Source organism: Micromonospora sp. TSRI0369, from assembly GCF_001905625.1.
Classification (GTDB): domain Bacteria; phylum Actinomycetota; class Actinomycetes; order Mycobacteriales; family Micromonosporaceae; genus Micromonospora; species Micromonospora echinospora_A.
In genome coordinates, this window is record NZ_LIVU01000002.1 from 207648 (window position 1) to 233991 (window position 26344).

The window sequence follows — 26344 nt, forward strand, 5'->3', positions numbered from 1 at the left end:
ACGTCGCCATCGGCCCCCAATGCGTAGAAGGCGCTGCGCCGCACGGGCGGCATCCGCTGCACCCCACTGAACGACGGCACCGTGAGCGCCGGAACGGTCGACGTGACGGTCAGTCGCTGACAACCGGCCGCCATCACCGGCTGGCCATCTGGAGGCGGCCGGTGATCGTCCTCAGGCAGCGCCGACGTCGGTGGTGAAGGTCGCGAAGGCGAGCAGGCCGGAGTAGGCGGCCAGGCCGATGGTGAACCAGGTGAAGCTGGAGTGCCTTTCGGGGGCCAGTTCGTCGACGAAAATGTTGAGCAGGATCCCGCCACCCAGGAAGGCGGTGAGCACGTTCATCAGCACGCCGGTGGGCTGGACGGCGACCGCGGTCACCCAGCCGCCGGCGGCGCCGGCGACCAGGACGAGGCGCCACCCGGTGGTGAGGCTGACCGGGAAGTGCTCGGCCAGGACGCCGTCGGTGGCCAGCACGTGCAGCCCCATGGCGACGGCGAACAGCACCGCCGGCCCGAGCCCCGCGTCCAGCTTAGTCGCCAGGGTGTACGTGATCAGGCCGCTGTACAGGGCGAAGAAGCCGAGCTGGAACCCGAAGACCAGCCGGGTGGCCTCTTGCCGGCGCTGCTGCGAGCGGTGGGTGACACGTTCCAGGGCGTAGAACGTGAAGAAGCCGACCAGCGCGACGAGGAACAGCACGAATCCGCGGGCCGGGGTGGGCCTGATCTCCTCCTCCAGGACGTGGGCCACCGCCTGGTTGCCCTCCGCGAGGCGCGGCAGCAGGTAGAGGAACACGTACGCGGCGGCGATGCCGCCACCGAGGGACGTCGCCGCGTGGGTGGGCACCGGCAGTCTCCGGCGGATGGCCGGCGCGAGAAGGTGCAGGGCTCCCAGCGCCACCGCCGCCGCCAGCGCCGCCCACAGGCTGCCCGCCCGGGTGAGCGTCACCGGGGCGGTGGGTTGCCGGCGGCCGGCTTGGAGCGCTGGAAGATGCCGAACAGCCAGAGCAGGGAGGGCGCCAGCAGCAGCGCTCCGACCGCGAGGACGGCGAGCACCGTGGCGAGCACGGTGGGATCACCGGCCGCCTCGGTGACGGTCAGGTCGGGCGGCAGCAGGTCTGGGTACTGGGCGGCGCCCCAGGCCCAGAGGACGGCCGCGACCGCGAGGGCCGCGGTCACCCGCACCGCCCGGTAGCGGCCGGTGGCGATCAGCACCAGCGACCCGAGCCCCGCGGCGAACGAGAGCAGCACCAGGGCGAGCGCCCGGCCCCGAAGATCGGCGAAAAGGTCCGGCGCGTCGGCGGCGACGACGGCCAGCCCGGCCGCCGCGCCGACGCCCACCACTATGCCGGTGACCAGGGCGCGGCGGCGGAACTGGGCCACCAGGTCGGCGGCACCGGCGCGGCGCGCGTCGTGGATGAGGTAGACCGCGGCGAGGTACGCGCACACGCCGATCGCGAGCAGTCCCCCGTAGATGGAGGTGGGATTGAGCCAGCTGCGCCAGATGTCACCCTCGGCGATGCCGGGCGGGACGCGACCGGAGGCGACTGCGCCGACGATCGAGCCGAGGAAGAAAGGGGTGGCCACCGAGGAGAGCGCGAAGGTGGCGCCGTAGAGGCGTTGCTCGGTGAGGGTGTGACTGGCCTTGCGGAAGGCGAAGGCCGCGCCACGACCGATGATGCCCAGCGCGGCCAGGGTCAGCGGGATGTAAAGGGTGGAGGCGAACGCGGCGAACGCGGGCGGAAAGGTGGTCCAGAACAGGGTGATCACCAGGATCAGCCAGACGTGGTTGGCCTCCCACACCGGGCCGATCGAGTGCGCGATCAGTTCCCGGCGGGCTGCGCCGCGGCGCGCCCCGCCGGCGAGGAGGTCCCAGATCCCGGCGCCGAAGTCCGCGCCGGCGAGCAGGGTGTAGAGCGTCAGACCGGCCAGCAGCACCCCGAGCAGGACGTCGACGACGGTCATCGGCCGGCCTCGCATCGCACCGGTACCTGCTGGTCGTCAACGCCATCAACACACGCGTCGTCTATGAGGCCATCAGGACCCGTTGTGCGGACTACGCGGCCTGGGCCGCCGACCGCACGAACGAGCGGGCGATCATCGCGGTGCAGGGGCCGAGCGCCGCCCCCATCGTGGAAGCCCTGACCGGTACGGGACTCACCCGACTTCGCTACTACACCGCAGCGCTACTGGATATCGACGGTCGTCCAGCCGTCGTCGCTCGTACCGGCTACACCGGCGAAGACGGCTTCGAACTGCTCGTACACGCCGAAGACGCGGTCCGCACGTGGGAAGCAGCGCTTGTGGCCGGTCGGCGTCACGGCTTGACGCCCACGGGGCTGGCGTGCCGCGACACCCTCCGCATCGAGGCTGGAATGCCGTTGTACGGCGCAGAGATCGGCCGTGACGTCACCCCGTTCTATGCCGGGCTGGGGCGGGTGGTGTCCTTCGTCAAACCAGGCGACTTCGTCGGACGAGCCGCACTGGCCGAGGCCCACAAGAGCGGTGTCACCCGTCGGCTTGTCGGCCTCGTCGCGTCCGGGCAGAGAATTCCCCGAGCGGGCCAGCAGGTGGTGACGCTGACCGACGACGGCCACGGCGCTGATCCGGTCGGCCTCATCACCAGCGGCGCCCCTTCACCCACATTCAAGCGGCCGATCGCGATGGCCAGCATCCGTGCCGGCACTGGCGACAGCATCCGGCTGGCCGTGCAGGTCCGGGGGACCACCGAGCCGGTCGAGATCGTCCCTCTTCCGTTCTACCGTCGTCCGCGGTGATCCGCGGCCATTCCTTGCGAGGGTTCAGCGTCATGAACGTACCGGAACACCTGAAGTACAGCCCCAACCACGAGTGGGTCAACGACTCGGTTCAGCCGGCCGAAGTGGGCATCACCGCTTTCGCCGCCGAAGCGCTCGGTGATGTCATCTACGTGGAACTGCCCGAGCCGGGGAGCCAGCTCACTGCCGGTGACGTGTGTGGAGAGGTCGAATCCACGAAGTCGGTCGCGGAGCTGTACCTCCCGGTCAGTGGAGAGGTCGTCGCCGTCAACGAGGCGGTCATCGCCGATCCGGGCCTGATCGGCGCCGATCCGTACGGCAAAGGCTGGCTCCTGCGGGTCCGGTTGGCGCAGGTGCCTTCCCTGATGTCGCCGGACGAGTACCGCGCCTTCTCCGACGAGTCGCGGTAGGCCCCGATGGCAGCCATCGACGATGATCTGGCCGACCTCGACCCCGCCGTCGCCGAGGCGATCGGCCGGGAGCTACGCCGGCAGCACGAGACCTTGGGCATGATCGCCTCCGAGAATCTCGCGCCCCGAGCCATCCTCCAGGCGCAGGGATCGGCCCTCACCAACAAGTACGCGGAGGGCTACCCGGGGCGGCGCTACTACAGCGGATGCGAGCATGTCGACGACATCGAGCTCCTGGCGATCGACCGGGCCAAGCGGCTGTTCGGCGCCACCTACGCGAACGTGCAGCCGCATTCCGGATCGCAGGCGAACGCCGCCGTGATGGCTGCTCTGATCCAGCCGGGTGACACCATCCTCGGGCTCGACCTCGCTCACGGCGGTCATCTGACCCATGGCATGCGCATCAACTATTCGGGGCGGCTGTACCGGGCCGTGAGCTATCGGGTAGGCGCCGAGAACCACCTGATCGACATGGATGAGGTCCAAGAACTGGCGCGCGAGCATCGGCCGAAGCTGCTCATCGCCGGTTGGTCGGCCTACCCTCGAACGCTCGACTTCGCCCGATTCCGGCGGATCGCCGATCAGGTGGGTGCATACCTGCTCGTAGACATGGCCCATTTCGCCGGGCTGGTCGCGGCCAGCCTGCATCCCAACCCGGTGCCTCACGCCCATGTCGTCACCCTGACCACGCACAAGACCCTCGGCGGCCCTCGGGGCGGCGCCATCCTCAGCGCGTACACCGATCTCGCGCGGAGGCTGGACTCGGCGGTCTTCCCAGGCCAGCAAGGTGGTCCGCTGGCGCATGTCGTGGCCGCGAAGGCGGTGGCCTTTCGGATCGCCGGAGAACCACAGTTCCAGGATCAGCAGCGGCGAGCCCTGACCGGAGCGAAGATCGTTGCTGATCGTCTCTGCGCCGCCGAGGTCGCGAAGGCCGGCATCCGGGTGGTCAGCGGAGGCACCGACGTGCACCTGGTGCTGGTCGACCTGAGCCACGCGGATCTCGATGGCGCGCAGGCGGAGCGGCTGCTGCAAGGCGTCGGGATCACCGTCAACCGTAACGCCGTGCCGTTCGACCCCCGCCCGCCGATGGTCACCTCCGGGCTACGGATCGGCACCTCCGGTCTCGCCACCCGAGGGTTCTCCGAAGCGGACTTCATGGAGGTGGCCGACATCATCGCCGCTGCTCTGACCGCCAGGGAGGCTGACACGTCGCTACGCACGCGGGTGGCTCGCCTCGTCGATCGGCACCCCCTCCATCCCGGCCACACCTCCTGACCGTACGGGGAACCCGAGCTTCCGCGGGTGGTAGATCGCTTCGTCACGCTCTGCTGCCTGAGGGCGACGGCAGCCCCGAGAAAGGACCCCAATTGCCGAACAAGCTGTTGCTGTTGGCGGCCGGCAGTCACCGACTCCGGAGAATCGTCGCCGGATCCCCCCTGACCCGGGGTGTGGTGCAACGGTTCGTTGCCGGCGAGGTGAACGATGAGGCGATCGCAGTGGCGCGGCGCATCGTCGAATCCGGGATGCGGGTGACGATCGACCATCTCGGCGAAGGAACGACGACAGTCGAGCAGGCTGCCGCCGTACGCGACGCGTATCTCAGCCTGCTCTCCGAGATGCGGATGCCCGGTACGTCCGAGGTGTCGGTGAAACTGTCGGCGCTCGGTAGCGCGCTGCCCCACGACGGTCGCCGACACGCGTATCGGCTGACGCGCGACATCTGTGCCGCTGCGGCTGCCGCCGGCGCCACGGTGACCCTCGACATGGAGGATCACACCACGGTTGAGCTGACGCTGTCCGTGCTGGACGAACTGCGTACCGAATTTCCCTGGGTGGGCGTGGCGCTGCAGGCGTGCCTGCACCGTACCCCGGCGGACTGCCAGCGCCTCGCGTACGCAGGGAGCCGGGTGCGCCTGGTCAAGGGAGCCTACGCGGAGCCGGCGTCAGTGGCATATACGCGACGGCGTCAGATCGACGAGGCATTCGACAGGTGCCTGCGGATCCTGATGCAGGGCCAGGGCTATCCCATGGTGGCGACCCACGATCCCCGCCTGATCGACAGCGCCATCGGGCTCGCCCGCGCCGGTGGCCGGAGCACCACCGATTTCGAGGTCCAGATGCTGTACGGCATCCGCGCCAACGAGCAGAGGCGGCTTGCGGGGGAGGGGTACCGCGTGCGGGTGTATCTGCCGTATGGACAGGACTGGTACGCATATTTCACCCGCAGGCTTGCCGAGAAGCCCGCGAACCTGCTCCTCCTGGCTCGATCCTTCAAGCCTGGCGCCGCCGACTGAGCGCGACGCGGAGCTTCCGGCATCGTTCGCCGCGGACCAGGCAGCCATGGGCGGTCACGCGGAACCGAAGACCGTCGTCCATGGCGATGACAGGAGCATGCGCGCGATGATCAGTGTTTTCGATCTTTTCAGTGTCGGTATCGGGCCGTCCAGCTCGCACACGGTCGGGCCGATGCGGGCGGCTCGTACGTTCGTGGCGGGTTTGAAGGCCGACGGGCAGCTGGCCGACGTGGCGCGCGTACGGGCGGAGTTGTTCGGCTCGCTCGGTGCGACCGGGCATGGGCATGGCAGTGACCGGGCGGTGCTGTTGGGGCTGGAGGGCGAGGTCCCGGAGACCGTCGACACCGACTCGGTGGGGCCGCGCGTCGAGCGGATCCGCACGCAGCGGCGGCTCGACCTGTTCGGCAGCCAGGGGATCGACTTCGACCCGGACGCCGACCTGGTGCTGCACCGCCGGCGCTCGTTGCCGTACCACCCGAACGGGATGACGTTCGCGGCGTACGACGCGGCCGGGAACGAGGTGCGGTCACGCACGTACTACTCGGTCGGTGGCGGGTTCGTGGTGGACGAGGCGGCGGCCGGGGCGGACCGGATCAAGGCGGACGCCACCCGGGTACGGCATCCGTTCCTCACCGGCGCGGAGCTGCTGACGGTCACCTCCGGGACCAGGCTGTCGATCAGCGAGGTGATGCTCGCCAACGAGCTGTCCTGGCGCAGCGAGGCGGACGTCCGGGCGGGGCTGCTGGAGATCTGGCGCGTGATGCGCGAGTGCGTGGAGAACGGCTGCACGCGTGACGGCGTACTCCCGGGTGGGTTGAAGGTCCGGCGGCGCGCGGCCGAGATGCGGCGCGGCCTGGAGGCGGAGACCGGCAGCCAGGACCCGCTGCGCGCGATGGACTGGGTGACGCTGTTCGCGCTGGCGGTCAACGAGGAGAACGCGGCCGGCGGACGGGTGGTCACCGCGCCGACGAACGGCGCCGCCGGGATCATCCCGGCCGTGCTGCACTACTACACCCGGTTCGTGCCCGGCGCGTCCGAGGACGGTGTGGTCCGGTTCCTGCTGGCCGCCGGCGCGATCGGCGTGCTGTTCAAGGAGAACGCCTCGATTTCCGGCGCCGAGGTGGGCTGCCAGGGCGAGGTCGGTTCGGCGTGCTCGATGGCGGCGGCCGGGCTGGCCGAGGCGCTCGGCGGTACACCGGAGCAGGTGGAGAACGCCGCCGAGATCGGCATGGAGCACAACCTGGGGCTGACCTGCGACCCGGTGGGTGGCCTGGTGCAGATCCCGTGCATCGAGCGCAACGCGGTGGCGAGCATCAAGGCGATCACCGCGGCCCGGCTGGCGTTGCGGGGCGACGGGGTGCACCACGTGTCGTTGGACAAGGTCATCAAGACCATGCGGGAGACCGGCGCGGACATGAAGGTCAAGTACAAGGAGACCGCGCGGGGCGGCCTCGCCGTCAACGTCATCGAATGCTGAGGGCACCTCCGCGCCGGCCGTGATTCGTCGTGCGCGAGATCAGTCGTCGCCGGCGAGGTCGGCAAGCGTGATCGGCTGCATCAGCGTACGAGACGCATGTCCCTGAAGATCCACCGAACTCACCGGCCGTCCCGCTTCTCGGGCGGTGAGGCATGCTGTGGCGTAACCACATGTTCGCCCCTGGCACCAGCCCATGCCGGCGCGGGTCAACAGCTTCGTGCCCCGGGCATCGCTCGCGGACAGTTCACGCACCGCCTGCCGAACAGCGCCTGCCGACACCTCCTCGCACCGACAGACGAGCGTCTGGTCGTCACACAGGTCGGGCCAGAACGCCGGCACGGGATGAACCGCGTGCAGAGCCGCCGCGAAACGACGCAGTCGACGCCGGATCCGTAGCAGCCGGCTGCGCTCACCCGCACGCAGCGGCTCCGCACGACCGAGAGACCGGGCGATCGCGTCCCCGGCGAGGTGCCCTTCCACGAGCGCCAGCTTCGCCCCGCCGACGCCGGTCACCTCGCCCGCTGCATACACGCCCGGTACCGAGGTCGCTTGATCCGGCCCGATCCTCACCACGAGACTGCCGTCGCGGTCCATGAATGTCTCGCATCCCAGGGCGACAGCCACCTCCACCTGCGGGGTGAAGCCGAAGCCGACGGCGAGACCGTCGCAGCCGACGTGTCTCTCGCTGCCGGGCACCACCGAGCCCAGCGGGCTGATCGCCGCCACCGTCACCCCGGTCAGCTGCTCGTCGCCGTGCGCGGCCACCACAGCCGTACGCCGCCGATACGGCACCCGACGGCGCAGCATGCGCCAGCCGTACCGGCCTGCCTCGGTCAACTTGCTCGCTGCGCCGAGAACCGCACCGACATGCCGTGCGTACCGGACAGGGTCGTTCGCCTCGTACACGCCGACCACCGTGGCGCCGGCGTCGGCCAAGCCGGTCGCGACCGGCAACAGAAACGGTCCGGTACCCCCGACGACGATGCGTCGCGCGAACACCACCCCTTGACCCTTCAGCAGGGCCTGAGCTCCACCTGCGGTGACCACCCCCGGCAGATCCCAACCTGGAAAAGGGACAACCCGGTCATGAGCTCCGGTGGCGATGACGAGTCGCCGGCCGTACACGACCGTGGAGTGCGTGTGGACGGCGAACTGCGGACCGACGTCGTCCGGGCGAGACTCGACGAACCACAGTGCCGCGTCGGGGTGGTGATGGAGCTGGTCGAACCGTGCGCGCAGACCGGCGAAGACCGCCCAGTCCGTGTGGCTGTGGGCGTCCGCTCCGGATCGGTGCCGCCAGTACTGTCCGCCGGGACGCGGCCCGGCATCCAGGACGGCCACCCGGCAGCCGGCGTCGGCCGCCGTGACCGCCGCGGCCAGACCGGCCGGTCCTGCACCGATCACCACCAGGTCGTACGTGCTCATGTCCTCTCCCGCCGCTCGTCCTGAGGTTCGATCACGTCACCGCTGCGGGCGACCACCAGACAGGCCCGCTGCGACGGCACACCGTTGACCGTGACGAGACAGTCGAAGCAGACGCCGATGCCGCAGAAGACCCCCCGGGGTCGTCCTTCGACGCGTGTGCTCCGCCAGGATCGGATCCCGGCGGCCAGAAGAGCCGCGGCTACGCTCTGCCGCCCGTCGTGAGGGATCGAGCGGCCGTCAAAGGTGAACATGGTGACGCTCCGGTGCGAACGGTCGTAGATCTACATGCGGGCGGCGGTCGGTCAGCAGTGCCGCGATGGCGTGCCCGGTCGCCGGGGCGAGGCCGATACCGGCGCCCTCGTGGCCGGTGGCATGGTAGAGCCCCGGCACGTTCTTGTCCGCGCCGATGATCGGCAGGTGGTCCGGACTGTACGGCCGGAAACCCCGGTAGGCGCGGATCGCGGAGACGCCGGCCAGGATCGGGAACAGGCGTATCGCAGCCGCTGCGAGCCCTCTGAGCGCCGGCAGAGACATGGCCGGGTCGAAGCCGACATGCTCCCGGCTGGACCCGATCAGGATCGTGCCGGCGCGAGTCCCCTCCACCACCGGGGAGATCTCCAGCCCAGCGGTGCTGCGCTCGACGTTCGCAACGTAGCCGGCGGCGTAGACCTTGTGCCGCACGAGCTCTGGCAGCGGCTGGGTGACCAGGACGAAGCCACGTCGAGGCAGGATCGGCAGTTCGACGCCCGCCAACGCGGCGACTCTGCCAGCCCATACGCCGGCGGCGTTCACCACCCTGGTCGTTGACAGCACGCCATGATCAGTCCGCACAGCTCGAATCCCCCCGGTGCCGTCCCGGAGCAGGCCGACGACGCAGGTGCCGGTCAGTACCGTTGCCCGGGCCGCACGGAGCAGGTGTGCGGCGGCGAGCATGGGCTGGACCTGCATGTCCTGGGGATAGTGCACCGCACCGACGAGATGGGGGGACAGGTGCGGCTCGTAGCCGGGCAACTCATGCGAGGCGACGGCGTGCGCCTCGATGCCCGCAGCACGCTGGCGGTCCGCGAACGCCGACAGCGTGTCGTGCTCTGTCGCCGAGGCCGCCACCACCAGTCCGCCCTTACGCTCCAGTTCGATCTGCGCATCGCCCACCGTCTCGCCCAGTTCGCGCCACAGCGCGACGGAATGAAGCGCCAGGCTGAGTTCCGGTCCGGGTGATTTGTCGGACAGGAGGATGTTGCCTTCGCCGGCCCCGGTGGTGCCGGACGCGACGCCCGTCCGGTCCACCACTGTCACCGTCAGGCCGGCCCGGGCGGCGTAGTAGGCGCAGGCGGCACCGGTCATCCCGGCGCCTATCACCACCACGTCGGCGCCGGCGTCGATCACGACGACACCCGGTGCATCCATGCCTCGATCTCGTCGGGACGTCGGGGTAGCCCGGAGGAGAGGACTCGACAGCCGTTGTCGGTGACGAGAACGTCCTCCTCGATCCGAATCCCGATTCCGCGCAGCTCAGCCGGAACCAACTCGTCGTCAGGCTGGAAGTAGAGGCCGGGCTCGACAGTGAGAACCTGGCCGGCAGCCAGCCGTCCGTGCAGGTAGCTGTCAGCGCGGGCAGCCGCGCAGTCGTGGACGTCCAGACCGAGCATGTGGCCTGATCCACACAGCGTCCACCGCCGGTAGAGCCCGGACTCCTCGGTCAAGGCGCGTTCCGGCGACACAGGCAGCACGCCCAGGTCGGCGAGGCCGTACGCCAGCACGGTCATCGCCGCCTGATGGAACGCACGCCAGTCGGCGCCCGGCTTGAGGCAGTCCAGAGCTGCGTCGTTCGCCTTCAGGCACAACTCGTAAAGATCGCGTTGCAGCGGACTGAACCGGCCGGACACCGGTAGAACACGAGTGATGTCTGCCGTGTAGAGCGACCTCGTCTCGGCACCGGCGTCGAGCAGCAGCAGGTCCCCGTCGCGGACCGCGCCGTCGTTGTCGATCCAGTGCAAGGTGGCGGCGTGCGCACCGGCGGCCACGATCGAGTGGTATCCGACGTCGTTGCCCTCCAGGCGGGCTCGCTGCCAGAACACCCCCTCCAGGTAACGCTCGGACGTACGCTTCGCCATCGGCAAGGCACGCACCATGTCCTCGAAACCGCGGGTGGTGATGGCTACCGCCTCTTCCAGCTGGCCGATCTCCCAGTCGTCCTTGACCAGCCGCATCTCATCCAGTACCGCGGCGAACTCCAGGTCGCCCGGCCCCGCGGCGTCGGCCGTCAGCCCATCCACGTGCACGTCGACTCCACGCAGCACGCGGGTCGGAACGCCCCGCCCGGACAGAACCGATTCCAGCTCGGCCAGATGACGGGTCGTCACAGCCAGCCGCCGACGGCTCTCTCCCAAGGTGGGCCGGCGTCCGGCCCACAGTTCCCCGTACATCCGGTCACGGAAGAACTCGGGCGTGCTCCGGTCGGATCGGGGGCGAAGATAGAGCATCTCCTCGCCGTCCGGCTCGATGACCAGGACCCCGTCTGAGGACTGGTCGCCGGTCAGCCAGACATAGGCAGAATGCGGGCGGAACCGATAGTGCTGGTCGTTGGAACGCCTCTTGAAGCTTCCGGCCGGGACGACGAGCCGTTCCCCGGAGAAACGGCCGTGCAGCTGTCTCCGGCGTGCCGCGGCCCAGCCGGCGACCTCGTCGACCTGTGTGACGTACTGCTCGCTGTCCGCCCACCCGGAGAGCATGAACTTCTCCAGCGCGGGGCTGACCGGCAGATCATGACTACCGGTGTGCAGGTCGACCCGTTTCATGCGGCCTCCTCGGCGGGGTTGGGTGGGGGAGTGCAGAGGGTGATGGTGCGCAACGAGGTGTAGAAGTCCAGTGCAGCTGTGCCCTGTTCTCGAGGGCCCTGGCTGGACGCCTTCTCCCCGCCGAACGGCGCATGGAAATCGACTCCGGTAGTGGGCGTGTTGACCCGGATGAGACCGGTGTCGACGGCCCGGACCACCTCGAACAACCGGCCGATGTCGCGGCCGTGGACGGACGTCACCAGCCCGTACCGAACATGGTTGACCAGAGCGGCCGCGGCGGGCAGGTCCGGCACGGTGAAGATGCTGGCCAGCGGGCCGAACGTCTCCTCGCACGCGACCGGATGGCCGGGGTCGACCGAATCGAGCAGCACCGGCGCCACATAGAGGCCGTCACCCGGGGACGTGAGACGGGTGAGAACCCGGCCTCCTGCCGCGCGGGCTGCCGCGACGCCGTCCAGAACTCGACGGCGCGCGGCGTCGGTGATGACGGGACCGACTGCGACGCCGGCATCGGCCGGGTCGCCGACGCGTAGCCCCGCCACCGCGGCCACCAGGGCTTCGGTGAGCGCGGTGGCATCGCCCACCACGATGATCCGCCGGGTCGCGGTGCACTTCTGGCCCGCATATCCCATGGCGGCACCTGCCAGCATCGTGGCAGTGGTGGCAGGGTCGGCGTCCGGCAGCACGACCGCGGCGTTCTGTCCGCCCATCTCCGCCTGAACCGGCAGCCCGGCGCGAACGGCGGCGGCGGCGACACCCCTGCCGACCGTCGCGGAGCCGGTGAAGGACACGACGTCAGCCGCTTCGACGACGGCCTGTCCGGTGTCCGCCCCTCCCGGCACGACATGGAGCAGATCGTCGGGCAGCAGCCCGTCGAACAGGCCCGCCACCAACTCGCCGCAAGCCAGCGCCTCGGGTGACGGCTTGAGCAGCACTCCGTTACCAGTGGCGAGGGCCGGTGCGGCCTTCCACAGGGGGATGGCCAGTGGAAAGTTCCACGGCGTGATCAGACCGGCCACGCCCCGCGGCCGACGTTCGGTGAACAGCAGTCCCGGCTGATTCGCCGGCAGCGTCGGCGCCAGCAGGTCGCCGATCGCCGCGAAGCAGGACTGTGCGTAGTAGTCGAGGATCGCAGCGGCCCGGCTGACCTCGGCGTTCGCTTCCACGACCGGCTTGCCCACCTCACGGACGATCAGGGCAGCCGCTTCACCGGCCCGAGCCCGCAGCCGGTCCGCCGCCCCGCTCAGGGCGGCGGCGCGGCCGGAGGGATCCCGACGGCGCCAGGCGTCCTGCGCGACACGGACCGAATCGGCGAGCTTCCGCACCCGATCAGGAGTGACCGGGGCACGCTCCGCGACGACATCGTCCGGCTTCTGAGGAGAACGGCTCTGAATGAGACTCACAACATGAATCCCGCCGGGAAAGGATCCTCGGGGTCGAGGAAGAACTGGGCGGTACCGGTAAGCCACGCCCGCCCGGTAACTGTCGGCACCACCGCTGGCCGACCGGCGACGGTGGTCGTATCGACCAGCCGACCGGAGAACCGGCTGCCGATGATGGACTCGTTGACGAATTCCTGTCCGAGGGGAAGCAACCCGCGGGCGTGCAACTGCGCCATCCTCGCCGACGTGCCGGTCCCGCAAGGGGATCGGTCGAACCAGCCGGGATGGATGGCCATGGCGTGGCGTGACAACCGGGCGGTCGCCCCCTCCGCCGTCAGGTAGACGTGGTGGCATCCGGAGATGTGCGGCTGTTCGGGGTGCACGGGCCGGGCGGTGTCGTTCACGCCTCTCATGACGCCGAGGCCCACCTCCAGCAGCCGTTGTTTGTCCGTGCGATCCAGTCGCAGGCCCAGCTCGGGCAGGTCGACGATCGCATAGAAGTTGCCGCCGAACGCGAGGTCGTAACGGACGTGGCCGTAGCCGGGGACGTCGACCAGCGCGTCCTGTTCCACCAGGAAGGAAGGAACGTTCTGGATGGTGACAGCGGTGGCGCGGCCCTGCTCGACCTTGACAGACGCCACCACCAGTCCGGCCGGCGTATCGAGGCGGATCGTGGTCACCGGCTCGGTGACCGGCACCATCCCGGTCTCTGCCAGTACGGTAGCCACACCGATCGCACCGTGTCCGCACATCGGCAGGCACCCCGACACCTCGATGAAGACCACACCGACATCGGCGTCCGGGCGGGTGGGCGGCTGGAGGATCGCACCCGACATGGCGGAGTGCCCGCGCGGCTCGTACATCAGAAACGTGCGCAGGTCATCGCGGTGGTTCGTCAGGTACTCCCGACGTTGCGCCATGGTGTCGCCCGGCAGGAGCGGCGCGCCTCCGGTCACCACCCGGGTGGGCATTCCCTCCGTGTGGGAGTCGACGACGTGAATGAGACGGCTACTGCGCATCAGCGGTGCCCTGCCGCGAGCAGCCGTTCGGTCGTGGTGCGGATGACCGCGGCGTCGGTGGAGGCCAGTGGCTGGCGCGGCTGGCGCGTGAAGCCGCCGGGACGACCGGCTACATCCATGGAAAGCTTGATCGCCTGAACGAACTCAGTGCGCGAATCCCAACGGAGCAGCGGATGCAGTGCCCGGTAGAGGAGGACTGCCGTCCTGAGATCACCCGCCGTCGCGGCCTCGTAAAGGCGAACGCAGCTTGCCGGAATGGCGTTCTGGTAACCGCCAATCCATCCCACTGCGCCCGCGATCAGGAATTCGAGCGCGACGTCGTCCGCGCCGGCGAGGATGTCGAGACCAGGCGCCGTCTCGGCGATCTGGTACGCCCGGCGGACGTCGCCGCTGAACTCCTTGACCGCGACGATCAAACCTTCGTCGTGTAGACGCCGCAGCAGGTCGGGTGTCAGGTCCACCCTCGTGTCCATCGGATTGTTGTAGGCGACGATCGGTAGACCTGCCTTCGCCACCTCCCGGTAGTGGGCCAGCACTGCTGCCTCGTCAGCGCGGTACGCCGTCGGTGGCAGCAACATGACGGCCGGGCAGCCTTCCTCCGCAGCCTGCTCGGCCCAGCGCCGTGCCTCGTCGGCACCGTAGGCCGAGACGCCTGGTACGACGGCGAACCCATCAGGGGCGGCTTGCACCGCCGTTCGCACCACCGAAGCCCGTTCCTCGCTGCTGAGCGCCTGGTATTCACCGAGGGAACCGTTGGGGACAACGCCATGGCAGCCGTTGTCAGCGAGCCACCCGACATGTGCAGCGTAAGCACCGAAATCGATGCCCTGGTCGGCGTGGAACGGTAGAGCGGTCGCTACGAGAACCCCACGCCACGGCGCCATTTCCATGCGGCCTCCATCAGTAATATGTTACATAGCACCATAGTGGCTGCGCCCGCCCCGTCAAGAGGTGAATCGGCCCGGCCCTGGCGCGTTCGAGGTCAGTCGATGACGTGCTGAGGGCGTGACCGCATGCGATGACGGGCCGGCTGCTGCCGGCGAGCACAGTAGGTGTGGCCCCGAGGTGCCATGCTGGCGGCCGGGGGCGGCAGCCAGCATGGCGGACGTGCTAACAGAGCACGGTGGTCCTAGTCTTCACGACGGGCCGCCCAGATGCCCCGGACGTGCCGCAAGTGGTGTCGCATCAGGCCGACCACGGCCTCACGGTCACCCCCGGCGATGAGCTCGATCAACTCGAGATGCTCGTTCGCGGAGTCGACCAGACCTCCACTCTCCACCAGTGCGTCGAGACCGTACAAACGGGTGTGATTGCGCAGGTCGGCAACCGTCTCGACCAGCCGTTGATTCCCGGCGGCACGCAACAGTGTCAGGTGGAAGGCGTTGTCCGATTCGATGTACGCCACCAGGTCCCCACGTCCCGCAGCAGAAACGATGTTGTCCGCCAACCTCCGCAGTTCCCGCACCTGCGGTTCCGACAGTCTGCCCGTCTGGTCGGCCACCACCGGAATCTCGAGAAGCTCCCGAATCTGAGTGATCTCGTCCAGATCCCGCTCGCTGAGGGCCTTGACGCGGAATCCCTTGTTCTTGACGATCGAGACCAAGCCCTCCTTGGCCAGGTCGAGGATCGCTTCGCGAACCGGCGTGGGCGAGACGCCGAAGCGTCCGGCCAGCATCGGGACGGAGTAGGTCGAATCCGGCCTCAAGCTGCCAGCCACGATAGCCGCGCGCAGGGCGTGCGCTACGTCCTCGCGTAGGCTCTGCCGACTCTGAAGCGGGTTCAGGTCCAGCGTGGATGCGGCAGCGCTCGCATCGCCAGCCCGCTGGTTGCCTTTCACAGTTGCATCCGCTCCGGTCCCGTCGAGCCAACCCTGAGAACAAGCCGCCCGGGGCCCGCCCTTCATCCCTGCTGACGGCGGCCCTGTCTCTGAGCGCCACCGTCAACCACCGCGCCGATCTCGGAGCCTACCCAGTGGGTATCGCCTCGACATCTACCGGGCGACAGCCGGTGGGTCGCAGCCTGCTACGCGACGGCGTGGCCGGATCGATCAGCTCGCCGGAGGGCCTTTGTCGTAGTCGAGGCGTTGTTGGGGGGCGATTGGCGGCGGGATGACGCGGGCGGGTTTCGGCGCTGGAGGAAGTACCGTTCGCCGGGCCCGGGGCACACCCGGGGCACAAGACGGCGTGAAGCCTCGCCGACCAGCGACCAACGATGTGAGGCCGCGACGTGGCGCGGCCAGCGCGTCGAGCGGACCAGCGCAGGTGAAGTGGACGTACGTCTAGGTGGAGCCATCACGAGGGCTCCGGACAGCATGCCGGTGTGTTCGGGGTTATGCGGCCGCACGCAGCTCGGTAGCGTTGGTGCCACGGCGGCTAAGAGGCCGGTGGCGCATCCCGCGCTATGAGGAGGTCCGGGATGGAATCCTTGCCGGAGTTGACCTTCGGTCAGCGGTTGAAGGTCTACCGGGAGCGGTCCGGGAAGACTCGCGCGGTGCTGGGTGGGCTGGTCGGTCGTAGTGCCGAGTGGGTCAAGGCGGTGGAGACCGATCGGATCCTGCCTCCGCGCATTCACATGCTGGATCGCATCGCGCGTGCGCTCAAGGTCGACGTGTCTGCTCTGGCCGGCGAGCTGAGCGACCGGTCGGCTGTGGTGAACGGGCCGGAACACCCGGCGCTGGCGTCGGTGCGGGACGCCGTGAACCGCGTCGTGCTCGCCGACGATGCTGAGCCGGAGTCGTTGGTCGGTTTGCGTGAGCGGCTTGCGGTGGCGTGGCGGGCGCGTCATCAGGCGTCGGATCACCGGACGGTGCTCGGTGGGCTGCTGCCGAGACTTCTGCACGACGTGCAGCGCGCCGCGCTGCTGTATGAGGGCGTTGAGCGTCGGCATGCACAGTCGCTGTTGGCGGAGACGTTCGGGCTGACGCAGATGTTCCTTGCGTACCAGCCGGCTGCCGAGTTGTTGTGGCGGGTCGCGGACCGGGCGATGGTGGCGGCGCAGGATTCCGGTGACCCGGAGGCGGTGGCCCTCGCGGCATGGTTCCTGTGTCAGGTGCATCGGGACGCGGGGGACTGGGACACCGCCATGGCGGTAACGCACGACGTCCTGTCGGCTCTGGAGCCGAGGGCGGTCGACGGGGGCACGAATCTGCTGGCGTTGTGGGGTGCGCTCAACTTCGAAGCCGCCTACACCGCCGCGCGTGCCGGTGAGGAAGGCCGGGCGTGGCGGTACAGGGATCGGGCGGACCGGGTGGCGCAGCGTCTGCCGGAGGGCTTCTATCAGCCGCAGACGTCGTTCTCCCGGGTCATCATGGGCGCCCATGCGGTGACGGTGGCGGTGGAGTTGCAGAAGTCCGGTGAGGCGGTGCGGCAGGCGCGCCGCCACGACTCGGCGGCTATCCCGTCGAGACCGCGCCGGGCACGCCATCTCATCGAGGTGGCGCGGGCGCACTACGGCAAGGACGACAAGGAAGCGGCCGTGACGACGCTGCGGCAGGCGTACGAGTGGGCCCCGGAGACGATCCGCTTCAACGGGTACGCCCGCCAGATCACGTTGGACCTGCTCGACGGCCCACGCTCCAGCCGTGATGACGCCCGTGACCTCGCGGTCAAGGTCGGGTTGCTCTCGTGATCCAGGGGTAGGAACCCTACCCATTTCGCTCCGCGACTGACCGTAGCGTCCTGCTTACGGGATGCGGCGGGCGGTGCGGGTATCGCCTGGTCGCCGCGTCCCCCTCAGATTCGGGGGCAGGAGACCGCCCTCGTTCGTGAGCGAGGGAGGGTCCGTGCGGCGCGTCTCGTATGACGAATACCTTTCTGCCACCGCGCTGACTCTTGCTCGCAGGCACCGGCCGGTGTGGTCGTGGCGGCTCTGGCGGCGCATCTGCCGCTGCGGGTCCGACCTGCCCTGCCGCGCTCGGCACCGGATACCGATCAATCGTGGCCACTGGCCACAGGAGGGCGAGCGGTGACCGGCGGGCAGGAACAGGCGATCCTCGCGGTACACATTCCAGGGCTCGACGGCATGTGTGCCGGGTGCCGGGCGTGGTGGGCGCGGCTGACTCCGTACCCCTGTTGGCAGGTGGAATGGGCGACCAGCCGGCAGGCGCGGGCGATCACGGCGCGCTTCCTGGAGGGTGTGCGGTGACGACCCACGGCCCGGTCATGCCGGTCTGGAGCTGCGGAGGCTGCGACCTGCCCTGGCCATGCCCAACCCGGAAGCGGGAGTTGTGCGCGGAGTATTCGGGCGCTCCGATGTCGCTGGCACTCTACCTCGGTGCCTACCTCGTCCAGGCCACCGAGGACATGCCGTGGACGCCGGCGGGCGTGCTGCACCGCCGTTTCCTCGGCTGGACCAGGGAAAGCGGCAACCTCATGCCGGTAGTGCAGCAGCGAGGTGCAGCAACCGTGCCAGCCGAACCCGGTCGAGACAAACCCTCACCAGGCCCCTTGACCTCGCGTCGAGCCTGATCCGGCCGGCCTTTCGCCCGCCGCCGACAGTTCACACCGAAGAGGGCACCGCGCCCGCCCGGAACTCCGAATCGAACTAGCGTCTCGGCTCAGCCATGAACCTCTATCCCTCAAGCTCTGACCTCCACGCTACGAGGGGAACCGCAATGAGGTTCCGCCCGGAAGGCGGGGGCCGGGTGCAGCGCCGCGCGCCGGGCCAACATGGCCCGGTTCGCCAGGTGATTTGGACACTTTCGCCCGCTTTGTCTGGTTTGAGACCTATCGTGTCTCTTGCGTGACAGCCCAGCCGGGTCATCCCGTTCGCACGGCGGTTCCACGACGGCACCAGCCGGCCGGACCGCCACCGCACGGCTGTCACCGGCCCCAGGCCAGCCCACAGCGTCGCACGAGGAGGACACGTTGTTTGGATCGACAAGATTGACATCGGGCGGATCGAGCAGCCCGGGAAGGCGTCGCAAGCTCAAGGCCGTCCTGGCCGGAGGGCTCGCCCTCGGCGTCGGCGCGACGATCTCCCTCGCCGCCTGGAACGACTCGGAGTACGCCACGGGGACGTTCACCGCCGGCTCCTTCAGCATCGAGGGCAGCACGGACGACACCACCTACGCGGAGCACTCCACGTCCGGCACGGCGGCGGCGCTGGCCTTCAGCACCGGCTTCGACAACATCAGCCCCGGCGACGTGGTCGCGGCACCGTTCGCCGTCCGCCTGACCGCAGCCACCACGTACGACGCGACCGTCGCGGTGGCCTCGGCCACTCCCGACCTGCCCGCCTTCACCGGGCTCACCTACGGGATCGCGACCGTGCCGACCTTCGCGGACTGCAGCGCGACCCCCACGAGCCCGACCTGGATCGTGGCGCAGGGCACGGCGCTCGACTCGGTGGCCGGCGCGGTGCCGTTCAACCTGACGCAGGGCACTCCTCCCACGACGCCTGGCGCTCCGGCGTACCTGTGCTTCGTCGTGACGGCGGACGCCGCTCTGGTGCAGGGCTCGTCGGTCACGGAGACCTGGCAGCTCCTCGCCGAGTCCGTGTAGGTGGCAGCCGTGGTCAACCGCCGGGTGCCGGCCGGATCACCACGGCTCCTCCGGACCCGTGCCGTACTCGCTGCCGCCCTCGTCCTCGGCGTGGGCACGACGTCCACGCTCGCGGCGTGGACCGACAGCGAGTACGGCACCGGGTCGTTCACCGCAAGCGTCTTCGGTACCGAGTCGCAGACCGCGTCCAGTGCCTGGGCAAGCCACAATCCGGTGGGAAACGCCGCGACACTGGCGTTCAACGCGACCGCGATGTCCCCCACGGACTCGTCGTACGCCTGGATCGACATCCGCACGACCACGATGACGAATGTCGACGGTACGGTCGCGCTGACGAGCTCCTCGGACAGCTCCGGGGCCCTGCTTCCGGTGCTCGAATACCGCGCGGTGCGTACCCCGGACACCGGTAGCGCCTGTTCCGCCACCGCCTTCACCGGTTCGCCGACGTGGATCGCCGGCCCCGGCTACCTGGACGTCACCTCGGTTCCCGGCTCACCGGTGTCGTCCGTCCTCACCACTCCCGACGGCGCGACGCCAGAGGTGCGGTTCTGCTTCGAGGTGCGGATCGAGGCCGGCGCAGACAACTCGTACCAGGGCACGAGCGCCACCGTCACCTGGGAATTCACCGCCACATCTACGTAAGGGTCCTGCACATGATGAGACGAGCACGTCGAGGGCGAGGCGTCATCGCCCGCGTCGGAGACCTGGCACTGACCCTGCTCGCCGTCGGCGGGACGGTGTGCGTCGTCCTCGTCCCGCTGGCGTTCTTCTTCGACATCTCACTCATCCTGTTCAAGACCGGATCGATGAGCCCCACCATTCCCGCCGGGTCGCTGGCGGTGGTGCGTGAGATCCCCGCGTCCGAGGTCGAGGTGGGCGACGTGGTCACCGTCGACCGCACGCCGCTTCCACCGATCACCCACCGGGTCGTTCAGATCGCCGACGGTGGTGGGCCCACCCGTCTGCTCACCCTGCGCGGGGACGCGAACGACTCCAACGACTCCGCGCCGTACGCGGTGACCCGCGTACGGCTCGTCACCTGGTCGGTGCCCGGGCTCGGGTACACGGTGCGGGCCGTGTCGAACCCGTACGCGACCAGTGCGATCACGGTCGGGACCGCCGTGATCGTCACCTGGGCGTTCTGGCCGCGCGCCACGGAACCGCCGACCCGGCGGCGTACGGCGTGGCGCCGACGGCGAACAGGCCCTCCGACGCCTGACGAGGCGGGAACAGGTCCCGAGGCCGGCGCCCCGCCGGGCCGGACAGCGGCGCACGTCGAATCGACCGCCCGGCGGTTGTTCGTCATGGTGGCCGTGCTGCCGGGCGTCGCCGCCGCGGTCCTGGCCACGCCCGGTCAGGCACGGGCAGAACCGACTGAGGACGTCATCCGGGGCAGGTACCTCACCCTGATATCGATCCGCGACGAGGCCCGCATGACATCGATGACACCGAAGGAGCCGGTGCCGTGGCAGGTGGGCGTCACCGCGCACGCCCCGCACCCGGGCACGGTGACAATCACGCTGTCGGCGCTGGGCCCGCTCGTGGTCTCGCCGAACGGACTCCAGGTCATGGCCGCCGTCTGCGCCATCCGCTGGGTGAACGGCGCCTGTCCCGGCGGGCGGGGAGAGCAGGTTCTCGCCGAGGGCCCCGCCACCAGACTGGCCGAACGCCCGGTCCCCATCAGCACGATGCGCTCCGACGAACAGCGTTGGGTACTCGTCACCGCGAGCCTGCTCCCGAACTCCACGGCCGCGGGCTCGGCCGACCTGATCCTCACGGCGACCGGGCTCGGCGACAAGGCGGCGACAGGCGGCAAGGTCGACACGCTGCCACGCACCGGCACCGACCTGCGGACGCCGATGCTCGCCGGTGCGGGCGCCCTGCTCGTCGGTCTGCTGCTCGTGCGCACCACGCGCAGGAACCGGATCAGGCAGGAACAGCCGTGAGGCGCGTAGGGATCCCCGCTACGCCGAGCTGGCGACGTAAGAGCCGGGCCCGGCGACGCCGGCTCGCGGGTGTCCTCGCCCTCTCGCTCTGGATCCATGTCATGGCGCTCGCACCTGCCCAGTGGACGCTGGCCGCCTGGAACGACACCGAGCACGGCAGCACTGCCCTCGCCGCCGGCACGGTCGACCCACCGACCGACCTGGCGTGCACGGCGGGCCAGCTCACCCCGCCCACCTTCACCTGGAACCTGCCCGCCGGTGGCCTGGCCCGCAGTGGCTTCACCTGGTCCCTGAGCGACGGCTTCTCCGGAGGCGGCACTCTCGGCCCAGACGACACCTCGATCGTCGTTCCCGGCGCGCTGCTGGCTGTCGGCACCGGCACCTTCACCCTGTACGCGAACGGCCCTGGCGGCTGGACGTCGGCGCCGGTCACCGGTTCGCTCGGCATGCTGACGGATGAGCTCTACTTCTGCAGCGTCCCTTAGTGGTGGACGTAGGCAGGGGGAGCCGCTCCGCAGTCGGCGGCTACAGCCACCTGGTGCCGATCTCCTTGAGGTCCGGGGTGCTGAAGGAGTAGAGCAACTCCATGGCGTGCCCGCCGCCGGTGGTGATGGCGTGGGCGACACCGGCGGGGATGTACATCGCGGTGCCCGGGCCCGCCTCGAATTCCTCGTCGGCCACTCGGAACAGCGCGGTGCCGGACAGCACGTAGTAGAACTCGGCCGACTCGGCGTGCAGGTGCAGCGGGTGGGTCATCCCGGGCTCCATGCGGTAGACCCCATTGAGGAACTCGCAGTCCGGGTCGCCGGTGAGCTGCCGGTCGACGAGGCGATGCACCAGCCCTTCGTCGTCGGTGTTGTGGTTGAGGCTGGAGATCAGCTCGTAGGCGAGTTCGTCGCGGTGCACGACGAACGCCGGGCGTACGGCGCCCGCCCCGGCGTCCCCGGCGGCGATCCGGCGTCCACGGCCGGGCAATGCCGTCACCGCTCGGCGTCCACGCTTGTCGCCCCGAGGGGGATCTGTGGGCTGGTCAGCGGTCCGTGATGCTTGGACAGGCAAATGGCCTCCCAGCCGGTCACGACGCCGTGGATGACGCCCGGCTCCCAGCACAGGTACTCACCGGCACGGTAGACGTGCTCCGGGTCGGTGGCGCACCAGCCGCCGAGGAAGAAGATCTCCTCGGTGCTGTGGTGGAACTCCAACGCGGTCTTGGCGAAGTTGCGTGGCAGGACGAACAGGATGGTGTCCTTGCCGGTCTCCTCCACCTTGCGCAACCGGATGCACTGCGTGGGCACATCGAGGTCGCCGTGACTGCTGGTGTCGGTCACTCCCGCGAAAGCCTCCTGGACGGGTCGCCAGTTGGCCGGGTCGAACAGGTCGACGGTCTCTCCGAGCGGCTTCGACGGCGGGGGTCGTTCGTCCGTGCGGACCTCGAACGGCGAGTCCGTCCAGAAGATCAACGTGGCGCCTTCGGTCGAGGAGACCGGGCCGATCTCGGTGCCGGAGGGCAGGAAGAGGTAGTGCCCGCGCCGGCACTGGCGTCCGGCGATGCTCAGGTCGCCGTCGCGGACCAGGAGTTCGATGTCGGCGCTGTTCCAGTGCTCGGGCATCTGCCAGCCGGGTGGAACGTCGACGACGAGCGTCTGCGCGCCGGTCTCCGGGTCGGCGTTGATCTGCCGCACGAGTAGGCCGAAGGGCAGGCCCGATGCCCGCCACACCCGCTGGGGTACCTGTTCGATGGTGACCCGTCGCTTGCCGGAATGAGCCATGGCGACCTCCTTCAGGTTGCGCCAGACTGTATGTAATCTGGCGCAGCTCGTCTAGGGCGTCGTCGTGAATACTCGGGCCTGAGCAGCAAAGTCGGCCACCGCCGCTGACCTCATCGAGGCGTAATGTATGCAAAATGCCTAAGGCTGGCTTGCGGGCAGGAGTTGCCTCCCGGTGGTCGGCGTCGGGTTGGGGTTGAGTCGACTCCTTGTGCCGTCCCGTCGAGTTGTATACGGTCCACTGCCTAGCCCGCCTGTCACTCGCGTTTCCTCATCTGCAGCGAACGGGGAAGAGATGCCCCGAAGGTTTGGTCTTGTCGGAGGCACGGTGGTCGCCGAGGACGGTGTCCACCGCGCTGACGTGCTCGTTGACTCCGGCCGCATCGAAAGTGTCGGCCGGATTCCGCCATCGGCTGATGTCGAGAAGGTCGACGCCCGAGGAAAGATCATCATTCCGGGTGGCGTCGATGTGCATACACATATGGATACGCCCTTCATGGGGACGGTCACCTCCGACGACCACGCCTCGGCCAGCCGGGCCGCTGCCGTCGGCGGCACCACGACGTATGTCGACTACGCCTTTCAGCGCGCCGGTGAGCGTCTGCCGGAGGTGCTGGCCCGGTGGGCCGGGCGGGCGAACGGTCGTTCCGCCATCGACTTCAGCTTCCACCTGGCTGTCACTTCGCCCTACCCGGGCATGGTGGCTGACATGGCGCTCGTGGTGGCCGACGGTGTGACCAGCTTCAAGGTGTTCATGGCCTACAAGGGTCTGGCCATGCTCGACGACGGAGAGCTCTTCTCCATCCTCACCGAGTCGTCCCGCCTGGGCGCCACACTCTGCGTGCACGCCGAGAACGGTCACGTCATCGACGTCCTCGCCGAGCGGCTGGTTCGGGCCGGCCGCACCGGACCGCTGGCGCACCTGCTGTCGCGGCCACCCGAGACCGAGGTGGAGGCGGTACGCCGCGCGATCGCGCTCGCCGACCTGGCCGACGCCCCGCTGTACTTCGTGCACCTGTCCACCGCCGGGGCGGTCGCCGCCGTGGCCGAGGCCCAGCGGGCCGGCCGCCCGGTCGCGGGCGAGACGTGCACCCACTACCTCCTGCTCGACGCCGACCTCTACCACCAGCCCGGGTTCGAGGCGGCCAAGTACGTCGTTAGCCCGCCGCTGCGCACCGCCGAGCACCGGGAGGCGCTCTGGCAAGGGCTGCGGGAAGGCATCCTCGGTGTCGTCAGCTCGGATCACTGCCCGTTCTGCATGGCCGGGCAGAAGAGCCTGGGAGCCGAGGACTTTCGCCGGATCCCCAACGGAGCGCCGGGCATCGAACACCGGGTTCCCCTGCTCTACGGCCACGGTGTACGCCCCGGGCGGCTGAGTCTGTCGCGCTTCGTCGAGGTGGCCTGCACCGAGCCGGCCCGCCGGTTCGGGCTGTACCCGACAAAAGGGGTCATCAGGCGGGGCGCCGACGCCGACCTGGTCGTGCTCGACCCGGAGGCGGCCTCCGTCGTGCTCGCCCGGACGATGACGCAGAACTGTGACTACACGCCGTTCGAGCGGTGGCACGTGCCCGGCCGGGTCGAAGCGGTTTATCTGCGCGGGGAGCTGATCGCCCAGCGTGGACGATTTGTCGGCCGGCAGGACGCTGGTCGGTTCCTGGCCCGTCGCCGGGCGTGAGTGTCGACGCGGCTGGCTGCGGGATCTGACTGCTCGGAGCCTTGACAGGGTCAAGTTTGTATACAAGCATCGCTCGTGTTAGTCGCCCTACCTGGGTTGTTGCGCTAGACCTATTCAAGCTTGCACACAATTTGGAGGTGTCGGCATGGGAATACGTTCCGTGCGGGTGCGAGCCGTGGCAGTGCTCGCCGTGGCGAGCGTGTCGCTCGCGGCCTGCGGCGCCGACGATGCGGGGAAGTCTGACGCCGGCACCGGCCAGGCGCTGACCATCGCCGCGCCCGGGGTGCTGTCGAGTCTCGACTCCGAGCGCTACCAGGGCTTCATCTCGATCGACCTGCTTCCCAACACCGCCGGGACCCTGGTGCGCTTCAAGAAGCCCGAGGCCGGCGCTACCAAACTTCAGACGCCGGACCAGATCGAGCCCGAGTTGGCCGAGTCCTGGACGCTTGACGACGGCGGCAGGAAGATGTCGTTCACGCTGCGCGAGGCCAAGAGCCAGTTCGGCAACCCGATCACCTCGCAAGACGTGAAGTGGTCGGTGGACCGGATGGTGAACAGCACCGGCGTGCCGATCGCCAAGATCCTGATGGGCGTCGGCGGCTGGGACACCGCCAACCCGATCACCGTCACGGACGACAAGAAGTTCACGATCAACGTCGCCAAGCCCAACGCGGTGAGCGTGTCGATCCTGAGCACCTTCTTCATGACCATCTACGACTCGGTGGAGGCCAAGAAGCACGCCACCGCCGACGATCCGTACGCCTACAAGTGGCTCGGGGAGAACACCGCCACCTTCGGGGCGTACCAGGTGCGCTCGTTCGACCCCGGCAAGGAGGTCCGGCTCACCGCCAACGAGAACTACTTCCGCGGGAAGCCCAAGGTCACCGACGTGGTGGTCCGCGCCGTCCCCGACACCTCCAACCGGCTCCAGCTGGCCCAGAGCGGGCAGGTCGACGTCGCCACCGCGATGACGTTCGACCAGCTCTCCTCGCTGGAGGAGAGCGACCAGGCCCGGCTGGAGCGTGTGCTCTACCCGAACATCGACGTGCTGGTGCCCAACCTCAAGGCCAAGCCCTTCGACGACAAGCGGGTCCGCGAGGCCATCTCCTACGCCGTCGACCGCAAGGCGATCGTCGACTCCGCGTACCAGGGCTACTCGGCGCCCTCGAACGACTTCATCCACGACGACTTCGGTGCCCCGGCGGCCAGCCAGCCCTTCGCCCAGAACCTCGACCGGGCCAAGCAACTGCTGGCCGAGGCCGGCCTGCCAAACGGCTTCCCGATGGAGTTGGCCTACAACGCGGCCAACGTCGGAGCGCACAGCGAGCAGGTCGCCGTCCTGCTGCGCTCGCAACTGGCCAAGGTGGGCATCCAGGTCAAGCTCAACAACGTCGCCTCCGGCGCGGACTTCGACACCGCCAAGCGTGAAGGCAAGCTGCAGAGCTGGCTGGCCACCAGCACCCCGCTGGTGCCCGACCCCGCCTACTACCTGCAGGTCTTCTACTCCACGGGTGGGCTGACCAACCTGCAGAACTACAGCTCGCCGACCCTCGACGACCTCTCCCGGAAGATCCTGGAAACCCAGCCGGGTCCCGACCGCGACGCGTTGATCAAGCAGGTCAACGACTTCCTGGTGGGTGACATGCCGGCCATCCCGCTGGTCGATTCCCAGAAGTACTACGTCTTCAAGAAGGGCGTGACCGGGTTCGTCAGCTATTCCCAGGGCCACGTCAACTATTACGACATCAGCGGCTCCTGACCTCGCCGGCGTCCCACCGGCGCGGTGATCCCCGGCCCCGGTGGGCAGCACCCCAGGGGCCGGGGACCACGCAGCGACGACGCAGAACGGCAACCCGAGAAGAGCCGGCACTCGAGAAAGCA

General features: G+C 69.1%; 26 protein-coding genes. 14 read left to right on the forward strand and 12 right to left on the reverse strand.

Annotated features, from left to right (window positions below):
* Positions 1-171 precede the first annotated feature (171 nt).
* Together AMK25_RS06255 and AMK25_RS06260 are read right to left on the reverse strand one after the other, a co-directional pair.
* Complete coding sequence (locus AMK25_RS06255) at positions 172-942, reverse strand: hypothetical protein (RefSeq protein ID WP_043325455.1); 771 nt, start codon at positions 940-942, stop codon at positions 172-174.
* Positions 939-1931: a cytochrome d ubiquinol oxidase subunit II gene (locus AMK25_RS06260; RefSeq protein ID WP_274534153.1), complete on the reverse strand. Its 993-nt coding sequence runs from the start codon at positions 1929-1931 to the stop codon at positions 939-941. The genes AMK25_RS06255 and AMK25_RS06260 overlap by 4 nt, the downstream gene beginning before the upstream one ends.
* Here AMK25_RS06260 and AMK25_RS06265 point away from each other — a divergent pair.
* The 5 genes from AMK25_RS06265 (at position 1832) to AMK25_RS06285 (ending at position 6951) form a co-directional block, all read left to right on the forward strand.
* Positions 1832-2770, forward strand: a complete 939-nt coding sequence (locus AMK25_RS06265; protein ID WP_274534154.1) for a glycine cleavage T C-terminal barrel domain-containing protein — start codon at positions 1832-1834, stop codon at positions 2768-2770. The genes AMK25_RS06260 and AMK25_RS06265 overlap by 100 nt on opposite strands.
* A gap of 32 nt (positions 2771-2802) precedes the next feature.
* Positions 2803-3180 (forward strand): glycine cleavage system protein GcvH, encoded by a 378-nt coding sequence (gcvH, locus tag AMK25_RS06270; protein WP_064447286.1) that lies wholly within the window; start codon positions 2803-2805, stop codon positions 3178-3180.
* A 6-nt stretch (positions 3181-3186) separates the two neighbouring features.
* Positions 3187-4455, forward strand: a complete 1269-nt coding sequence (gene glyA / locus AMK25_RS06275) for a serine hydroxymethyltransferase (RefSeq protein WP_073827195.1) — start codon at positions 3187-3189, stop codon at positions 4453-4455.
* A gap of 92 nt (positions 4456-4547) precedes the next feature.
* Positions 4548-5474, forward strand: a complete 927-nt coding sequence (locus tag AMK25_RS06280; RefSeq protein ID WP_073827196.1) for a proline dehydrogenase family protein — start codon at positions 4548-4550, stop codon at positions 5472-5474.
* A 106-nt stretch (positions 5475-5580) separates the two neighbouring features.
* Positions 5581-6951: an L-serine ammonia-lyase gene (locus AMK25_RS06285; protein WP_073827760.1), complete on the forward strand. Its 1371-nt coding sequence runs from the start codon at positions 5581-5583 to the stop codon at positions 6949-6951.
* A 39-nt stretch (positions 6952-6990) separates the two neighbouring features.
* Here AMK25_RS06285 and AMK25_RS06290 read toward each other — a convergent pair whose 3' ends face one another.
* The 8 genes from AMK25_RS06290 to AMK25_RS06325 all read right to left on the reverse strand — a co-directional run bounded on the left by AMK25_RS06290 (position 6991) and on the right by AMK25_RS06325 (position 15412).
* Positions 6991-8376, reverse strand: a complete 1386-nt coding sequence (locus AMK25_RS06290) for an FAD/NAD(P)-dependent oxidoreductase (protein WP_073827197.1) — start codon at positions 8374-8376, stop codon at positions 6991-6993.
* Entirely contained in the window at positions 8373-8627 is a 255-nt protein-coding gene (locus tag AMK25_RS06295) for a (2Fe-2S)-binding protein (RefSeq protein WP_073827198.1), read from the reverse strand. Before AMK25_RS06295 ends, AMK25_RS06290 begins: the two co-directional genes overlap by 4 nt.
* Positions 8614-9783, reverse strand: coding sequence for an NAD(P)/FAD-dependent oxidoreductase (locus AMK25_RS06300; RefSeq protein WP_073827199.1), 1170 nt, complete (start codon positions 9781-9783; stop codon positions 8614-8616). Before AMK25_RS06300 ends, AMK25_RS06295 begins: the two co-directional genes overlap by 14 nt.
* Positions 9759-11174, reverse strand: coding sequence for an aminopeptidase P family protein (locus tag AMK25_RS06305; RefSeq protein WP_043325422.1), 1416 nt, complete (start codon positions 11172-11174; stop codon positions 9759-9761). The genes AMK25_RS06300 and AMK25_RS06305 overlap by 25 nt, the downstream gene beginning before the upstream one ends.
* The gene (locus AMK25_RS06310; RefSeq protein WP_073827200.1) at positions 11171-12577 is read right to left on the reverse strand and encodes an aldehyde dehydrogenase family protein; all 1407 of its coding nucleotides are present in this window, start codon (positions 12575-12577) and stop codon (positions 11171-11173) included. The genes AMK25_RS06305 and AMK25_RS06310 overlap by 4 nt, the downstream gene beginning before the upstream one ends.
* Positions 12574-13575: a proline racemase family protein gene (locus tag AMK25_RS06315; protein WP_064447291.1), complete on the reverse strand. Its 1002-nt coding sequence runs from the start codon at positions 13573-13575 to the stop codon at positions 12574-12576. Before AMK25_RS06315 ends, AMK25_RS06310 begins: the two co-directional genes overlap by 4 nt.
* Positions 13575-14465, reverse strand: coding sequence for a dihydrodipicolinate synthase family protein (locus tag AMK25_RS06320; RefSeq protein ID WP_073827201.1), 891 nt, complete (start codon positions 14463-14465; stop codon positions 13575-13577). Before AMK25_RS06320 ends, AMK25_RS06315 begins: the two co-directional genes overlap by 1 nt.
* Positions 14466-14704: 239 nt before the next feature.
* The gene (locus AMK25_RS06325) at positions 14705-15412 is read right to left on the reverse strand and encodes a GntR family transcriptional regulator (protein ID WP_083664649.1); all 708 of its coding nucleotides are present in this window, start codon (positions 15410-15412) and stop codon (positions 14705-14707) included.
* 578 nt (positions 15413-15990) lie between these two features.
* Here AMK25_RS06325 and AMK25_RS06330 point away from each other — a divergent pair.
* The 7 genes from AMK25_RS06330 (at position 15991) to AMK25_RS06360 (ending at position 21507) form a co-directional block, all read left to right on the forward strand.
* Positions 15991-17202 (forward strand): helix-turn-helix domain-containing protein, encoded by a 1212-nt coding sequence (locus AMK25_RS06330; protein ID WP_043325416.1) that lies wholly within the window; start codon positions 15991-15993, stop codon positions 17200-17202.
* Positions 17203-17379: 177 nt separating this feature from the next.
* Positions 17380-17718, forward strand: coding sequence for a hypothetical protein (locus tag AMK25_RS33040; protein WP_073827202.1), 339 nt, complete (start codon positions 17380-17382; stop codon positions 17716-17718).
* Positions 17715-18041 (forward strand): hypothetical protein, encoded by a 327-nt coding sequence (locus tag AMK25_RS33045; RefSeq protein WP_073827203.1) that lies wholly within the window; start codon positions 17715-17717, stop codon positions 18039-18041. The genes AMK25_RS33040 and AMK25_RS33045 overlap by 4 nt, the downstream gene beginning before the upstream one ends.
* A 417-nt stretch (positions 18042-18458) precedes the next feature.
* Positions 18459-19076 (forward strand): SipW-dependent-type signal peptide-containing protein, encoded by a 618-nt coding sequence (locus AMK25_RS06345; protein WP_073827204.1) that lies wholly within the window; start codon positions 18459-18461, stop codon positions 19074-19076.
* Between the two features lie 24 nt (positions 19077-19100).
* Positions 19101-19718: a SipW-dependent-type signal peptide-containing protein gene (locus AMK25_RS06350; RefSeq protein ID WP_073827761.1), complete on the forward strand. Its 618-nt coding sequence runs from the start codon at positions 19101-19103 to the stop codon at positions 19716-19718.
* Positions 19719-19729: 11 nt separating this feature from the next.
* Positions 19730-21022 (forward strand): signal peptidase I, encoded by a 1293-nt coding sequence (locus tag AMK25_RS32350; RefSeq protein ID WP_083664651.1) that lies wholly within the window; start codon positions 19730-19732, stop codon positions 21020-21022.
* Between the two features lie 101 nt (positions 21023-21123).
* Entirely contained in the window at positions 21124-21507 is a 384-nt protein-coding gene (locus tag AMK25_RS06360; RefSeq protein WP_073827206.1) for a hypothetical protein, read from the forward strand.
* A gap of 40 nt (positions 21508-21547) precedes the next feature.
* On the opposite strand, the gene AMK25_RS06365 is transcribed toward AMK25_RS06360, so the two are convergent.
* Both AMK25_RS06365 and AMK25_RS06370 read right to left on the reverse strand, forming a co-directional pair.
* The gene (locus AMK25_RS06365; protein WP_143194697.1) at positions 21548-22006 is read right to left on the reverse strand and encodes a dimethylsulfonioproprionate lyase family protein; all 459 of its coding nucleotides are present in this window, start codon (positions 22004-22006) and stop codon (positions 21548-21550) included.
* Complete coding sequence (locus AMK25_RS06370) at positions 22003-22791, reverse strand: cupin domain-containing protein (RefSeq protein ID WP_043325411.1); 789 nt, start codon at positions 22789-22791, stop codon at positions 22003-22005. The genes AMK25_RS06365 and AMK25_RS06370 overlap by 4 nt, the downstream gene beginning before the upstream one ends.
* Positions 22792-23083: 292 nt before the next feature.
* Between AMK25_RS06370 and hydA the strand changes: the two genes are divergently transcribed.
* A complete protein-coding gene (gene hydA, locus AMK25_RS06375; protein ID WP_073827208.1) occupies positions 23084-24463 on the forward strand; it encodes a dihydropyrimidinase in 1380 nt (459 codons plus the stop codon).
* A 145-nt stretch (positions 24464-24608) separates the two neighbouring features.
* Entirely contained in the window at positions 24609-26222 is a 1614-nt protein-coding gene (locus tag AMK25_RS06380; protein WP_083664652.1) for an ABC transporter substrate-binding protein, read from the forward strand.
* Positions 26223-26344 lie beyond the last annotated feature (122 nt).